Annotated in this window: 15 protein-coding genes; 8 read left to right on the top strand and 7 right to left on the bottom strand. The window is 69.1% G+C overall.

Annotated features, from left to right (window positions below):
• The first annotated feature begins 50 nt into the window (after positions 1 to 50).
• The 3 genes from NRB56_RS23320 to NRB56_RS23310 all read left to right on the top strand — a co-directional run bounded on the left by NRB56_RS23320 (position 51) and on the right by NRB56_RS23310 (position 2093).
• Positions 51 to 860 carry an ABC transporter ATP-binding protein gene (locus tag NRB56_RS23320; RefSeq protein WP_153345623.1) on the top strand — a complete coding sequence of 270 codons (810 nt, stop codon included), beginning with the start codon at positions 51 to 53 and terminating at the stop codon, positions 858 to 860.
• A 364-nt stretch (positions 861 to 1224) separates the two neighbouring features.
• Positions 1225 to 1542, top strand: a complete 318-nt coding sequence (locus NRB56_RS23315; RefSeq protein ID WP_319943407.1) for an ArsR/SmtB family transcription factor — start codon at positions 1225 to 1227, stop codon at positions 1540 to 1542.
• Complete coding sequence (locus NRB56_RS23310; RefSeq protein WP_153345621.1) at positions 1539 to 2093, top strand: SRPBCC family protein; 555 nt, start codon at positions 1539 to 1541, stop codon at positions 2091 to 2093. The genes NRB56_RS23315 and NRB56_RS23310 overlap by 4 nt, the downstream gene beginning before the upstream one ends.
• Before the next feature lie 3 nt (positions 2094 to 2096).
• Here the strand turns inward: NRB56_RS23310 and NRB56_RS23305 are convergent, their stop codons facing one another.
• Positions 2097 to 3566 carry an amino acid permease gene (locus NRB56_RS23305; RefSeq protein WP_153345619.1) on the bottom strand — a complete coding sequence of 490 codons (1470 nt, stop codon included), beginning with the start codon at positions 3564 to 3566 and terminating at the stop codon, positions 2097 to 2099.
• A 266-nt stretch (positions 3567 to 3832) separates the two neighbouring features.
• Here NRB56_RS23305 and NRB56_RS23300 point away from each other — a divergent pair, with 266 nt between their 5' ends.
• Entirely contained in the window at positions 3833 to 5776 is a 1944-nt protein-coding gene (locus NRB56_RS23300) for a gamma-glutamyltransferase family protein (RefSeq protein ID WP_153345617.1), read from the top strand.
• Between the two features lie 39 nt (positions 5777 to 5815).
• Here NRB56_RS23300 and NRB56_RS23295 read toward each other — a convergent pair whose 3' ends face one another.
• The 4 genes from NRB56_RS23295 to NRB56_RS23280 all read right to left on the bottom strand — a co-directional run bounded on the left by NRB56_RS23295 (position 5816) and on the right by NRB56_RS23280 (position 8863).
• Complete coding sequence (locus NRB56_RS23295; protein ID WP_319943406.1) at positions 5816 to 6331, bottom strand: PH domain-containing protein; 516 nt, start codon at positions 6329 to 6331, stop codon at positions 5816 to 5818.
• 4 nt (positions 6332 to 6335) lie between these two features.
• Positions 6336 to 6815, bottom strand: coding sequence for a 6,7-dimethyl-8-ribityllumazine synthase (gene ribH / locus NRB56_RS23290; RefSeq protein ID WP_319943405.1), 480 nt, complete (start codon positions 6813 to 6815; stop codon positions 6336 to 6338).
• Positions 6816 to 6867: 52 nt separating this feature from the next.
• Positions 6868 to 8118 (bottom strand): bifunctional 3,4-dihydroxy-2-butanone-4-phosphate synthase/GTP cyclohydrolase II, encoded by a 1251-nt coding sequence (locus tag NRB56_RS23285; RefSeq protein ID WP_319943404.1) that lies wholly within the window; start codon positions 8116 to 8118, stop codon positions 6868 to 6870.
• Between the two features lie 124 nt (positions 8119 to 8242).
• Positions 8243 to 8863, bottom strand: a complete 621-nt coding sequence (locus NRB56_RS23280) for a riboflavin synthase (protein WP_153345616.1) — start codon at positions 8861 to 8863, stop codon at positions 8243 to 8245.
• Positions 8864 to 9373: 510 nt separating this feature from the next.
• Here NRB56_RS23280 and NRB56_RS23275 point away from each other — a divergent pair.
• Positions 9374 to 9835 carry a hypothetical protein gene (locus NRB56_RS23275; RefSeq protein ID WP_319943465.1) on the top strand — a complete coding sequence of 154 codons (462 nt, stop codon included), beginning with the start codon at positions 9374 to 9376 and terminating at the stop codon, positions 9833 to 9835.
• 24 nt (positions 9836 to 9859) lie between these two features.
• On the opposite strand, the gene rpe is transcribed toward NRB56_RS23275, so the two are convergent.
• The gene (gene rpe, locus NRB56_RS23270) at positions 9860 to 10528 is read right to left on the bottom strand and encodes a ribulose-phosphate 3-epimerase (protein ID WP_153345977.1); all 669 of its coding nucleotides are present in this window, start codon (positions 10526 to 10528) and stop codon (positions 9860 to 9862) included.
• Positions 10529 to 10643: 115 nt separating this feature from the next.
• Between rpe and NRB56_RS23265 the strand changes: the two genes are divergently transcribed.
• The 3 genes from NRB56_RS23265 to NRB56_RS23255 are packed head-to-tail and all read left to right on the top strand — an operon-like array spanning position 10644 to position 14097.
• On the top strand, positions 10644 to 11066 hold the full coding sequence (locus NRB56_RS23265) for an ATP-binding protein (protein ID WP_319943403.1): 423 nt from the start codon (positions 10644 to 10646) through the stop codon (positions 11064 to 11066).
• Positions 11066 to 11965, top strand: a complete 900-nt coding sequence (locus NRB56_RS23260) for a SigB/SigF/SigG family RNA polymerase sigma factor (protein WP_406603520.1) — start codon at positions 11066 to 11068, stop codon at positions 11963 to 11965. The genes NRB56_RS23265 and NRB56_RS23260 overlap by 1 nt, the downstream gene beginning before the upstream one ends.
• A gap of 26 nt (positions 11966 to 11991) precedes the next feature.
• Positions 11992 to 14097 (top strand): NAD(+) synthase, encoded by a 2106-nt coding sequence (locus NRB56_RS23255; RefSeq protein WP_153345609.1) that lies wholly within the window; start codon positions 11992 to 11994, stop codon positions 14095 to 14097.
• Positions 14098 to 14145: 48 nt separating this feature from the next.
• Here the strand turns inward: NRB56_RS23255 and NRB56_RS23250 are convergent, their stop codons facing one another.
• Complete coding sequence (locus NRB56_RS23250; RefSeq protein ID WP_153345607.1) at positions 14146 to 14625, bottom strand: YbaK/EbsC family protein; 480 nt, start codon at positions 14623 to 14625, stop codon at positions 14146 to 14148.
• Positions 14626 to 14637 lie beyond the last annotated feature (12 nt).

Genomic DNA, 14637 nt, shown 5'->3' with positions numbered 1-14637 from the left:
ACTGCCGGTTACCCATCAGCTTGTCTGAGGAGTTTGCTACGGTGGCGTCCATGGTCGACTCTCCCATCCTCCAGGTCACCGGCGTCGATTTCGTGCGCGGCGGCGCCGCGATCCTCAGCGCGATCGCGCTGACGGTCCGGCCCGGCGAGCACTGGGCGCTGCTCGGACCGAACGGCGCCGGGAAGACCACGCTGCTGAAGATGGTCGGCGCGTACGAGCATCCGACGCGCGGCGCCGTCGAGGTGCTCGGCCATCGCCTGGGCCGGGTCGACATGCGCGAATTGCGTACGGCCATCGGACATGTCGACCCCCGGCACAATCCGCCGTACCCGCTGACGGCTCACGAGGTGGTGCTCACCGGCCTCACCAACACCCCCGACCTGAAGCAGCGCTGGAGCCCGGCCGCCGCCGACATCGCCGAGGCGGACCGCCTGATCGATCTGCTCGGCCTCACCCGCCGCCGCGACGCCCGCTGGCCGACCATGTCCCAGGGCGAGCGGGGCCGCGCCCTGATCGCCCGCGCGCTGATGCCGAAACCGCGCCTGCTGCTGCTCGACGAGCCGGCCACGGGCCTGGACGTGGGCGGCCGCGAACAACTGATCGAGCGGATCGACCGCCTCCAGGCCGCCCATCCGGAACTGGCCTCGGTCCTGGTCACCCACCACCTGGAGGAACTGCCGCCCGGCACCACCCACGCCATGCTGCTGCGACAGGGCCGCACGGTCGCCCAGGGTCCCGTCGACAAGGTCCTGACCAGCGACAACATCAGCGACTGCTTCGACCACCCGATCCGCCTCACGCGCACCGACGGCCGCTGGCAGGTCCGCAGTGGCGGCGACAGCGTCGGCGCCCGCCCCTGATCACCTTCGGCCGCGCCGCGACAGCTCGCGGCTCACCTTCGGCCGGTCGTCCGGGTCCGCGACAGCTCACGGCCCCGACCACCGGCATCCACGCATCCGCGTCCGGGCGCTCACGAGCCCTTGCTCGGCCCCCGCTGACGCATGACCGAACGCCTGTCCGGGCAGACCCGATCGTCCCGGGCCGCGTCGGCACACCGACGACTCGAGGTCGACGCGCTGTATTCACCGCGCGCAGGGCAACAGCGGCAGCCGAACGGTGCGCTCGACCGCGTCGGCAGCCTCGCTCCGACACGCTCGCAGGCGGTCTCGTGTCGGACTTCAATATTCCCGCACACGTATATACGTCAAGACGTATATTGGGAACGTGGCCACCGATCCGTTCGCTGTCGTCGCCGAACCGCAGCGGCGGCGGATCCTCGAACAGCTGCGCGGGGGGCATGCCACGGTCGGCGAGCTCGTCGACCGGCTCGCGCTCCCGCAGCCGACGGTGTCGAAGCATCTCAAGGTCTTGCGTGATTCCGGCTTCGTCACCTGTGAGGTCGCCGCGCAGAAACGTGTCTATCGCCTGGCCCCGGGGCCGTTCGAGCAGCTCGACAGCTGGCTGCTGCCGTATCTACGGCTGTGGAACCACCATCTCGACGCCCTGGGCCACCATCTAGCCCGGAAGGACGCCACCTCATGACCACCCGCCCGTATCACCCCAGCCCCTTGCAGCACGTCGAACTCGTCGAGGAGGGTGGCCGCTGGTCGCTCGTCTTCACCCGGGATTTCCCGCACGATCGGGAGACGGTCTGGGCGGCACTGACCGAGCCGGATGAGTTGCGCGAATGGGCGCCGTACACCGCCGACCGTTCGCTCGGCGCCACCGGACCCGTCACCCTCGTCATGTCCGACGGACCGCACCGGCAGGAACTCCCGGGCGAGGTCGGCATCGCGGATCGGCCCGAGTTGCTCGAATTCACTTGGGGCACGGATGTTCTCCGCTGGGAGCTGACCGAGTACGGCGCCGGCACCCGGCTGCGGCTGACCCACCATCTGCCCGACCGGGCGGTCGCCGGGATGATGGCCGCGGGCTGGCATCTGTGCCTGGACGTGGCCGCCACCCTGCTCGACGGCACGCCGATCGGCCCGATCGTCGGCGCGGCGGCCATGGACCACGGCTGGCCGGAGCTCAACGAGCAGTACTCGCGGCGGCTCGGTGTGGAAACGCGGCAACCGCCGCTGGGCCCGTAACCGCTACTCCTCCTTCTCCACCGGGAGGTTGGCGACCACCGGGAAGTCGCCGGTGTAACCCTCGCGCTCCCGCGCGATGGCCAGCACCCGGCGCCGCGCCACGAACCAGCCGACGATCAGTGCCGGGACGATGAGCACCAGGCTGGCGACGGTCCAGGTGCCCACGGGATGATCGAACGCCATGAGCACCAGCACGACCGCCAGGAACACCAGCGTCGCGATACCGGTGTAGGGCGCGCCGAACATCCGGAACGCCGGCCGTTCCACCTCACCGCGCCGCCACCGCGACCACAGCCGCAACTGGCACAGCACGATCGTGGCCCACGAGGCCAGAATTCCCAGCGACGCCACATTGAGCACGATCTCGAAGGCCCGCGCCGGAACGAGGTAGTTCAGCCAGATGCCGAACAACGCGATGACGCTGGTGAGCAGGATGCCGCCGTAGGGCACCCCGCGGCTGTTCATCACGCCGGTGAACTTCGGCGCGCTGCCGTTCATCGACATCGACCGCAGGATCCGCCCGGTCGAGTACAGACCGGCGTTCAGGCTGGACAGCGCCGCGGTCAGCACCACGAAGTTCATCACCGAACCGGCGTGCCCCACACCGAGTTTCGAAAAGAAGGTGACGAAGGGACTCACCGACGCCGAATAGCTGGTGTAGGGCAGCAACAACGCCAGCAGCACCAGCGAGCCGACGTAGAACACCGCGATCCGGAAGATCACGGAATTGATCGCCCGCGGCATGATCCGCTGCGGATCGGCCGTCTCCCCCGCCGCGGTGCCGACCATTTCCACTGCGGCATAGGCGAACACCACGCCGGAGGTGACCGTGACCAACGGCAGCACTCCGGTCGGGAACAGGCCGCCCGAGGCGGAGACCATACCGAATCCGGTTTCGGCGTCCTGAATCCGGAAGCGCCCCACCAGGAATATCGTGCCGACGAGCAGAAAGCCCACCAGGGCCACCACTTTCACCAGCGCGGCCCAGAATTCCAGCTCGCCGAACCATTTCACGGAGACGAGATTCACGCTCAGCACGACGCACAGCGCGATCAGCGCCAGCAGCCACTGCGCCACCGGCCGGAACGCGGCCCAGTAGTGCAGATAGGTGGCGATCGCCGTGGTGTCGACGATGCCGGTCATCGACCAGTTCAGGAAATACATCCAGCCGGCGACGAAAGCCGCCTTCTCCCCATAGAATTCGCGCGCGTAGGAGACGAACGACCCGGACGAGGGCCGGTGCAGCACCAGCTCGCCGAGCGCCCGGAGGATGAAGAAGACGAATACGCCACAGACCGCGTACACCACGAACAACCCCGGTCCGGCCTGCGCCAGGCGGCCCCCGGCGCCGAGGAACAGGCCGGTGCCGATCGCGCCGCCGATGGCGATCATCTGGAGTTGCCGGGGTTTGAGGCTCTTGTGGTAGCCGCTGTCCTCGCTGTCGAGAAAGGTGTTGCGCCGCATATCGGTCATTCGCGTCCGATCCTTCGCCTCGCCGGACGGCCTTGCGGGCCACCGGAATCGCCGATCAGAAACCGCACTGCACGAACTTCGAACCACACGCCGTAGAACCGCCGGCGGCGCCGCCACCTCCACCGGCCGCCGCACCCTCGAATGTACTGGCAGCCGGTGACAATCCGCGCCGTTCGCTCGGAACAACCGGTGCGGGATGCGGAAAAGGCGACCTTTCGCCCGGAAGCGCGGCTCACCACCGGCGGGAGGCGGCTACAGTCCCCTGCATGCGCCGCACTCGACATCTCTGGTCCGGCGCAACCATCGCGGTACTACTGACCGCGGGGTTGCTGACCGGCTGTTCCCCGACCTCCTCCGACAACTCGGCGCAGGCGTGCGCCCAGGCGCCCAACGGGACCCCCGTCACGGCGGGCGCGCCCACCGCGACCGGTGGCAACATCGCCACCAATCCCGAGATCGCCACCGGCTTCCGCAGCAATATGACGCCGGTGCGCACCCGCACCTTCGCGGCCGCCACCGCCAATCCGCTGTCCACCGAGGCCGCCTGCAAGGTGCTGGCCGCGGGCGGTACCGCCGCCGACGCCCTCGTCGCCGCACAGATGGTGCTGGGCCTGGTGGAGCCGCAGGCCTCGGGCATCGGCGGTGGCGCGTTCCTGCTCTACTACGACGCGGGGCGCAAGACCGTCGACGCCTACGACGGCCGCGAGACCGCCCCCGCCTCGGCCACCGAGAACTACCTGCGCTGGATCAGCGACGCGGATCGCACGGTGCCGCAACCGAATGCGCGGGCCAGCGGCCGATCCATCGGGGTGCCCGGCGTCCTGCGGCTGCTCGGGGCGGCCCACGACGACCACGGCAAGCAGCCGTGGAAGGATCTGTTCGATCCCGCGATCACGATGGCCGACCACGGCTTCCGGATCAGCCCGCGGATGGCCGGCCAGATCGCCGACTCGGCGAAGGATCTGGCCCGCGACGACAACGCCAAGGCCTACTTCCTGCAGCCCGACGGCACCGGGAAACCGGCCGGCACCACGCTCACCAATCCGGCCATGGTCAAGACGCTCGGCGCCGTCGCCACCGACGGCCCGCAGGCGTTCTACACCGGCGCCATCGCCCAGGACATCGTCGACGCCACCACGACCGCCGCCGGCGGCCGCACCCCCGGCCAGCTCACCCTCGCCGATCTGGCCGGGTACCAGGCCAAGAAGCGCACCGCGATCTGCACCGACTACCGCAGCCACGAGATCTGCGGGATGCCCGGCCCGTCGTCCGGTGGCATCGCGGTCGCGGCCACGCTCGGCATCCTGCAGAATTTCGATCTGTCCGCACTGCCCCCGGACAATCTCGACCGCAACGGCGGTAAACCGAAAGCCCGTGCGGTACATCTGATCTCGGAGGCCGAGCGGCTCGCGTACGCCGACCGCGACAAGTACGTGGCCGATCCCGATTTCGTGCCGCTGCCCGGTAATTCGCCGGATACGCTGCTCGGCGGTGATTATCTGAAGAAGCGCGCCGCGCTGATCAATCCCGACCACAGCATGGGTACCGCGCAGCCCGGCGATTTCGGCCCGGTCCCGGTCGGCGCCGGTCCGCAGCAGCCCGAGCACGGCACCAGTCACCTGTCGATCGTCGATCAATACGGCAATGCCGCGAGCATGACCACGACCGTCGAATCGGCGTTCGGATCGTTCCACATCGTCGACGGCTTCGTGCTCAACAACCAGCTCACCGACTTCGCCGCCAATCCGCAGGCCCCGGACGGCGCGCCGGTGGCCAACCGGGTGCAGGCGGGCAAGCGGCCGCGCAGCTCGATGAGCCCGACGCTGGTCTTCGACCGCAATCCGGACGGTTCGCGCGGACAGCTGTCGGCCGTGGTGGGCTCCCCCGGTGGGTCGGTGATCATCCAGTTCGTGGTGAAAACCCTGGTGGGCCTGCTGGATTGGCATCTCGACCCGCAGCAGGCGGTGTCCCAGATCGACTTCGGCGCGAGCAACACCGCGGTCACCGGCCTGGGCGGCGAGCATCCCGCGATCGATGCCACCGCCAACGGTGATCACGACGCCCTCGTGCAGCAGCTACGCGCGATGGGGCACCAGGTGTCCGTCGATCAGCAGTCCAGCGGGCTCAGCGCGTTGAAGCGGGAGCCCGACGGCTGGATCGGCGGCGCCGATCCGCGCCGCGAGGGCGCCGTCATGGGCGATACGAAGTAGACCGGCCGGGGCGCGGTGCCACCGCGCCCCGGTTCTCCGTCAGTTGCCGAGTGCGGCAGTGTATTTCGCGCCGAGCTCACGGAAGCGGTCCAGTGCTCGCGCCGCGTGCTCACCGTCGTTGGCGCGGATCGCCAGCATCGGCACATACTCGTCACCGGCGAGTTCCAGTCGCGCCCAGGCCTTCTTGTCCGGGAACGACACCCCGCGGATGTCCTGCCAGCGGAACTCGCTGTCGCCGAACGCATTCCGCACCACGACCCCTTCGGGCCCGACCTGCACCCGGGGCCGGGTGAGCAGCAGCACCGCCGCCGCGAGCAGCCAGCCGAACAGGATCACCGCGATCTGATCCGCGGCGCGGAAGTTCACCCCGGTCGAGCTGTGCGCCGACAGCACGCCCGCGACGGTGAACACGATCGCGATCACGGCCGAGACGATCCGGGCGGTCAGCACGGAACGGCGTGGGCGGATCTCCAGATCCCACCGGCCGGACGGCGCCTCGGACGATCGCGCTCCGGCCGCGGGCCCCCGTTTCCAGATCCGAACGACGGGCGCCACCGGCTCACACCACCTGACGCAGGGCCCGCAGGGTCAGGGCGGCGTCCAGCGCGGCGGCGCACGCCTGCTCGCCCTTGTCCTCGGCGGAACCGGGCAGCCCGGCCCGGTCCAGCGCCTGGTGTTCGGTGTTCACGGTCAGCACGCCGTTGGTCACCGGGGTGCTCTCGTCGAGCGACACCCGGGTCAGGCCCGTGGTCACCGCGTCGCACACGTACTCGAAATGCGGTGTCTCACCACGGATCACGACGCCCAGCGCCACCACCGCGTCGTGACTGCGCGCCAGCGCCTGCGCGACGACCGGGAGTTCCATCGCGCCGGCGCAGCGGACCACGGTGATCTGCTCGACCCCGGCCTGCCGGGCCACCCGCTCGGCGTTGGCCAGCAGGGTGTCGCAGATCGTGGCGTGCCAGCGTGACGCGACGATGCCCAGACGCAGGTCCTTGGCCTCGTCCAGGCTGAATTCCGGTACTCCCGCACCGCTCACGGGTGTTCGCCTTTCTCTGTGGACTGCTGCCGGGGGCTCGGTGCGCCCACGCTCACTGCGCGGTCTCGCCGAGGTCCAGATCGTCGAGACCGACCAGGTCGTGGCCCATGCGGTCACGCTTGGTACGCAGATAACGCAGATTCTCGGGAGTGGCCCGCACCGGCATCGGCACCCGTTCGGTGATGCTCAGGCCGTAGCCGTCGAGGCCGACCCGCTTGGCCGGGTTGTTGGTGAGCAGGCGCATCGAGCGGATGCCCAGATCCACCAGGATCTGCGCGCCGGTGCCGTAGTCGCGGGCGTCGGCGGGCAGTCCGAGCTGGATGTTGGCATCGACGGTGTCGTGGCCGGAGTCCTGCAGCTGGTAGGCCTGCAATTTGTGCATCAGCCCGATGCCGCGGCCCTCGTGACCGCGCATGTACAGCACGACGCCGCGGCCCTCCTTGGCGACCATCTCCAGGGCCGCGTGCAGCTGCGGCCCGCAGTCGCAGCGCAGCGAACCGAACACGTCGCCGGTGAGGCATTCCGAATGCACCCGGACCAGCACGTTCTCGCCGCCGTCGACGCCCAGGTCGCCGAGGACCAGCGCCACGTGCTCGACCTCGTCGTAGATGCTCTTGTAGCCCACCGCGCGGAATTCCCCGTAGCCGGTCGGGATGCGGGCCTCCGCGATGCGCTCGATCTGCTTCTCGTTGCGGCGGCGCCAGGCGATCATGTCGGCGATGGAGATCAGCGCGAGCTCGTGCTCGTCGGCGAAGACCCGCAACTCCTCGGTGCGGGCCATATCGCCCTCGTTCTTCTGGCTGACGATCTCGCAGATCACGCCGGCGGGCTGGAGACCGGCCAGCCGGGCCAGATCGACCGCGGCCTCGGTGTGGCCGGGCCGGCGCAGCACGCCGCCGTCCTTGGCGCGCAGCGGGACGACGTGGCCGGGGCGGGTGAAGTCCTGGGGCACGGCCTTCGGATCGGCCAGCAGCCGCATGGTGGTCGCGCGGTCGGCGCCGGAGATGCCGGTGCTCACGCCCTCGCGGGCGTCCACGGAGACGGTGTAGGCGGTGCCGTGCTTGTCCTGGTTGATGCCGTACATGGGCGGGAGGCCGAGCCGGTCGCAATCGGACCCCAGCAGCGGCACGCAGATGTAGCCGGACGTGTAGCGGATCATGAACGCCACCAGTTCGGGAGTGGCCTTCTCCGCGGCGAAGATGAGGTCGCCCTCGTTCTCCCGGCCCTCGTCGTCCACCACGACGACCGGTTTACCGGCCGCGATGTCGGCGACTGCACGCTCGATGCTGTCGAACCTGGTCACGTCTGCTGTGCTCCATCTTCCATTCGGTGGCCCTTCAACACTACGGCGTGTCGGCCGGGGTACGGCGGCCGCCCGTACCGGGTTTACGTCACACCCGGGCGGCTTCGCACCGGGTGTGATGCGCTCAACCGCGCTGCGTGAGCCGCTCGACGTATTTGGCGATGATGTCGGCCTCGAGGTTCACCGTGGCCCCGACCGGCGCGGTGCCGAGGGTGGTCAGCTCGCGGGTGGTCGGGATGAGCGAGACCTCGAACCAGTCGCGGTGACCGGGTTCGCCGGCCTCGTCCACGCCGAGACCGGAGACGGTCAGCGAGATGCCGTCGACCGTGACGGACCCCTTCTCCACGACGTAGCGCGCCAGCGCGTCGGGCAGGGCGATGCGGACGACCTCCCAGTTCTCCTGCGGATCGCGGGAGACGATCGTGCCCGTGCCGTCCACATGCCCCTGCACGATGTGGCCGCCGAGGCGGCTGTTCACCGCCGCGGCCCGTTCCAGATTGACCTTCGAGCCCACATCGAGCTTGCCGATCCCGGAGCGGTTGAGGGTCTCCCCCATCACGTCGGTGGTGAAACTGTCGCCGCCGACCACGTCGACCACGGTCAGGCAGACGCCGTTGACCGCGATCGAGTCGCCGTGCCCGGCATCGGAGGTGACGAGTTTGCCGCGGATCGTGAGCCGGGACGCGTCGGCCAGCCGCTCGACCGCGACGATCTCGCCGAGTTCTTCGACGATGCCTGTGAACATTCCGTTCTCCTGTCACCCGATGCCCGTGCCGCGTACGACCGCGATCACCAGCGCCAACCACCCCGGCCATCGGTGCTATTCCCATCGGCCCGGCGGGCCCAGCGTAACGACGCCCGATCGGGGCACGAGACATCGCCGCCGGTGAGTGGGACGGTACTCGCCCCGACCCGCGGCCCGGAACCGGGCGGAAAACGGGTCGAGGAGCGGAAGCAGCGGCGGCGAGCCCGAAATACATTCCTGTAATTTCTCGGGTTTGCCCGCACGATTCCGGAATTACCGGATCATTCGGACTTCAACGAATCGAACATTCGGTTTTTATTTACGAGCAACCGGATTTTCACCCGAGCGTCGGCAGTCCACCATGTGGTTGTACCCACCCCGCGACCCACCCACACACGACGCTTGCGCCCCGCGCGAAGCGGACGCAATATTGTTATGGAGTTGATTTTTCCCGCGTCGGAATTTGCCGATGAACCGCAACGACAGATGGGGGTTACGACGTTGACCACGGTGCTCGATTCGATACTCGAAGTTCGCTGTGTCCAGTACCGCCGCGAATTTCATCTGCCCGCCTCGATCGACGCGGGGTCACGTCACATCCTGCTCGACGTCGGTGGCCCGTACGGCGCCATCACGATGCCGGCCGAACTCGGCGAACGCGTCCAGGACCGGCTGGCCCGGGCCGATCTGACCGGCCCGGTGATCCACCATCCGCGCGCCCGCCGCTGGACCTTCATCACCAGCGCCTGCCGGCCCGACGTTCTCACCGCATCCGTATCCGCGGAACTGTTCCGGCTGTACGCCACGGTCGCCTGCGCCGGCAGCCAGGTGGTACTCCCGTCCGCCGACGACGAGCGCACCGGTTATCGCACCTGGGTGCAGGCACCCGGAAACGCCGATCGGGTGCCGCCGCTGGCCGTGGTCATCGAGGCCACCCGGGCCGCCGGCGGCCGCGCGCACGCCGTCCGCTGACATCGCCCGGGCGCACGCCCCTCGCTACCGTGCGGTCTGCGTGGCAGCGGCCGCCGCCGCGACCCGGCGCAGCTTCTCCACCGTCGCCGCCCGATCGGGTGTGCCGTACACCGACGAACCGGCGACGAAGCAGTCGACACCGGCCTCCGCGGCCTGCTCGATGGTGTCCATGTTGATGCCGCCGTCGATTTCGATCAGCAAGCGCAACTCGCCCGCGTCGACCAACCGGCGCACCGCCCGCGCCTTCGCCAGCACCTCCGGGATGAACGACTGCCCGCCGAAACCCGGCTCGACACTCATCACCAGCAGCGTGTCGAACTCGCGCAAGATCTCCAGATAGGGCTCGATCGGGGTACCCGGCTTGACCGACAGCCCCGCCTTCGCGCCCGCCGCCCGGATGTCGCGCGCCACCGCGATCGGATCGTCGGCCGCCTCCGCGTGGAAGGTGACATTGTGCGCGCCGGCCTCCGCGTACGGCGGCGCCCAGCGCGCCGGATCATCGATCATCAGATGGCAGTCCATCGGGATGTCGGTCGCCTTCAGCAGACTCTGCACCACGGGCAGGCCGAGCGTGAGATTCGGGACGAAGTGGTTGTCCATCACGTCGACATGAACCCAGTCCGCCCCCTCGACCGCACGCACCTCGTCGGCGAGGCGGGCGAAATCGGCGGACAGAATGGACGGCGCGATCATCGGCGACGGACGATGGAAGTCGGACTGAGGGAGGGACACAGCGCGAAGTGTACTGGCAGGCCGCAAATCCGCTACAACCCGATTGTCGCCGACTTTATTGGGTAGCCTTCTCAGGGTGATCAACATTTCGGCGGAACAGGGGTTGCGCGGCACCCCGGTGGAGATCGGCGTCGCTGCCACCGTGTCACAGTTGCCCATCGTGCGCGGGCTCGCCGAAACACTCGTGCTGCTCAGCGATTTCACGCTGGACGAGGTGGCCGACATCCGGCTCGCGGTCGATGAGGCGTGCTCGACCCTCATCGCCGTCGCCGCCGCCGACACCACCCTGCAGTGCCGATTCACGGTCGGCGACAAGGATCTCCTGGTGCGCGTCACCGGAGTCGCCGGTGCGGCGGGCCTACCCGACCAGCGCAGTTTCGGCTGGCATGTGTTGCGGACCTTGACCGACGAGGTCACGGCCACCCAGGACCCCTACGATCCGGCGGTCTCCGGTTATCCGACGACCGTGGAGTTCCGGCGGGTCCGGGGGAAGGCGTAGTGGCCGGCAACTCCCCCGGCGAGAAGACCGAGCTCGAACCGCAGACCGAGGACCCGCAGACCGCCGAGGACCCGCGCGCCGAGCCCGAGGAGTCCGCCGAGGAGACCACCGACGAGAGCGAGATCGACGAGGTCGCCGCCGCGGTCACCGAATACGACGATGTCACAGCGCTTTTCGAGGAAATGGCGGCCGCCGCCGAGGATCCGCAACGGCGCGCGAGGGTCCGCAACGAGCTGATCCATCGGTGCATCCCGCTGGCCGACCACATCGCGCGCAAGTTCTCCGGCCGTGGTGAGCCGTTCGACGATCTGACCCAGGTCGCCCGGGTCGGGCTGGTGCACGCCGTCGACCGGTTCGATCTGTCGCGCGGATCGAACTTCCTGTCGTTCGCGGTGCCGACCATCATGGGCGAGGTGCGGCGGTACTTCCGCGACAACACCTGGGCGATGCGGGTACCGCGCCGGGTCAAGGAGACCCATCTGCGGATCGGCTCGGCCGTCGACGCTCTGTCGCAGACGCTGGGCCGGTCCCCCACCGCCAAGGAGATCGCCGCCGAACTGGGTATCGACGCGGACGAGGTGACGCAGGCGGTGATCGCCGGAAACGCCTACCAGCCCAGCTCGATCGATGCGGTCTCCACCGGGCGCGACACCGAGGCATCGCTGCTGGACACCCTCGGCGAGGAGGAATCCCAGTTCGATCGGGTGGAGGAGTACGTGGCGATCCGGCCGTTGCTGGCCGGCCTGCCGGAGCGGGAACGCCGCATCCTCACCATGCGATTCTTCGAGTCGATGACCCAGACCCAGATCGCGGCGCAGATGGGGATCTCGCAGATGCACGTCTCCCGCATCCTCGCCAAGACGCTGGCCCGATTACGCGAGCAGTCCGCTCGGGAGTAACCGAACGCGGGCTGCCTCCGGCCGTCATGACAGACTGGACACACTGTCTGCGAGTGAAGGGACCCGGTGTGAAGCAGTTGCCGTTCGATTCGCTGTATCGGCACGGATTCGCGCGCGTGGCCCTCGCCGTCCCGGCGATCCGGGTCGCCGACCCGGCCTACAACGCCGAACACACCCTGCAGCTGGCCCGGCAGGCCGCCGCGGACGGCGCCGTGCTCACCGTCTTCCCGGAGCTCGGGCTGTCCAGCTACACCGCCGACGACCTGTTCCACCAGGACGCCCTCGACGACGCCGTGCAGGCGGCGCTGGAGCGGGTGATCGCCGAGAGCGCCGAGATCGACTCGGTGCTGCTGGTCGGCGCTCCCGTGCGGGCGCAGGGCCGGCTGTTCAACTGCGGCATCGCGATCGATCGAGGCCGGGTGCTCGGCGCCACCGCCAAGAGTTATCTGCCGAACTACCGCGAATTCTACGAGAAGCGGCAGTTCGCCGCCGCCCGCGAATCGCTCGAGGACCACATCACCATCGCCGGGCAGCGGGTGCCCTTCGGCACCGATCTGCTGTTCGAGGCGAGCAACCTCGACGGCTTCGTCTTCCACATGGAGATCTGCGAGGACGGCTGGGTTCCCGTGACGCCCAGCGCTTTCGCGGCCCTGGCCGGGGCCACGGTGCTGGTGAACCTCTCGGCGAGCAACATCGTCGTCGGCAAGGCCGACTACCGGCGTCAGCTGTGTTCCTCGCACTCCGCGCGATTCGTCGCCGCCTACCTGTATTCCGCTGCGGGACATGGGGAATCGACAACGGATATGGCCTGGGATGGTCAGGCGCTGGTCTGCGAGAACGGCGACATCGTCGCCGAGGGTGAACGTTTCACCGATCACCCGCAGCTGGTGACCGCCGATCTGGACCTGCGCCGGCTGTCCGCCGACCGGTTGCGGATGACCAGCTTCGCCGACAATGTGCACGACCATCGCGAGCGGCTGACCCGGCTGCGGCGCGTCCCCGTCGAGCTGCCGATACCGGCCGAGGCCGTTCCGCTGCGCCGCGAAATCCCGCGCTTCCCTTATGTTCCCGCGAATCCCGCGGTGCGCAACGAACGCTGCGCCGAGGTGCACCACATCCAGGTGGAGGGCCTCAGCACCCGGCTCGCGGCGACCGGGTCGAAGCGAGTGGTGATCGGCGTCTCCGGCGGCCTGGACTCCACGCTGGCGCTGATCGTCGCGGTGAAGACCATGGACCGGCTGGGGCTGCCGCGGGCGAATGTGCTGGCCTACACCATGCCCGGTTTCGCGACCAGCAAGCGCACCCTCAACGACGCGCACCAGTTGATGCGGACGCTGGGCGTGTCGGCGCACGAGATCGACATCCGGCCCTCGGCCACCCAGATGCTGCGCGATCTGGAACATCCTGCGGCCGAAGGGGTTCCGCAGTACGACATCGCCTACGAGAACGTGCAGGCGGGCGAGCGCACCTCACATCTGTTCCGGCTGGCCAATCAGCACGAGGCGATCGTGATCGGCACCGGCGACCTCAGCGAACTCGCCCTCGGCTGGTGCACTTTCGGCGTCGGCGACCACATGGCGCACTACAGCGTCAACGCCTCGGTCCCGAAGACGCTGATCAAGTACCTGATCGCCTGGACGATCGACACCGGCGAACTGGGCCCCGAGGCCGGCGCGGTGCTGTCCTCGATCCTCACCACCGAGATCTCCCCCGAGCTGATCCCGGCCGGCGACGGCGACGAGGAGGCTCCGGGGCAGAGTTCCGAGGCCACCGTCGGCCCGTACGAGTTGCAGGATTTCCACCTGTACTTCCTGCTGCGCTTCGGCTATCTGCCCAGCCGCATCGCCTACCTCGCGCAGCACGCCTGGTCGGATCGCTCCCGCGGCCGCTGGCCGGATCTGATCCCGGTCGCGGACCGGCACGAATACGATCTGCCGACGATCAAGCACTGGCTGGCCCAGTTCCTGCGCCGGTTCGTGCAGACCAGTCAGTTCAAGCGGTCCACGCTGCCGAACGCGCCGAAGGTCGGTTCCGGCGGTTCACTGTCGCCGCGCGGTGATTGGCGCGCCCCCAGCGACGCGGTGGCGACGGCCTGGCTGGCCGAACTCGAGCGCAACGTCCCGGACCGCTGACGGCGGGCTCTCGCACGCCGCGGTCACGCCGCGACGCCGGGGCCGGGCTCAGTTCACCGCGACCGGTTGTCCGCCGGTCATCTCGACCAGTTCGGCGAACGTGGTGGCGAAGACGGTGTGCGGATGCCCGGCCGCCGCCCACACCTCGGTGTGACCGGCCAGCGTCTCGTCGACCAGCGTCCGGATCGGCGCGGGGTGGCCGACGGGTGCGACCCCGCCGATCACCTGCCCGGTGTGCGTGCGCACGAAAGCGGGCTTGGCACGGGCGATTTCGGCCACCCCGAGGCGTTCGGCGAGCTTCCCGGTGTCGACCCGATGCGCCCCGCTGGTCAGCACCAGCAGTGGGGCGCCGGCCACCTCGAAGATCAGGCTGTTGGCGATCGCCGCGACCGGGCAGCCCAGCTGCTCGGCCGCCGCGGCCGCGGTCGGCGCGGTCTCCGGCAGCACCCGCACCCGCGGCTCGATTCCGGCAGTGCGCAGCGCCTCGGCAACCGCGAGAACGTTGGGATGACTGGCGATCTCGTCCATTCGCAGCATCGT

This window comes from Nocardia aurantia (genome assembly GCF_009604425.1).
Taxonomy (GTDB): domain Bacteria; phylum Actinomycetota; class Actinomycetes; order Mycobacteriales; family Mycobacteriaceae; genus Nocardia; species Nocardia aurantia.
The sequence above is the reverse complement of the archived record's forward strand: the minus strand, read 5'-3'. Positions and strand labels throughout refer to the sequence as shown.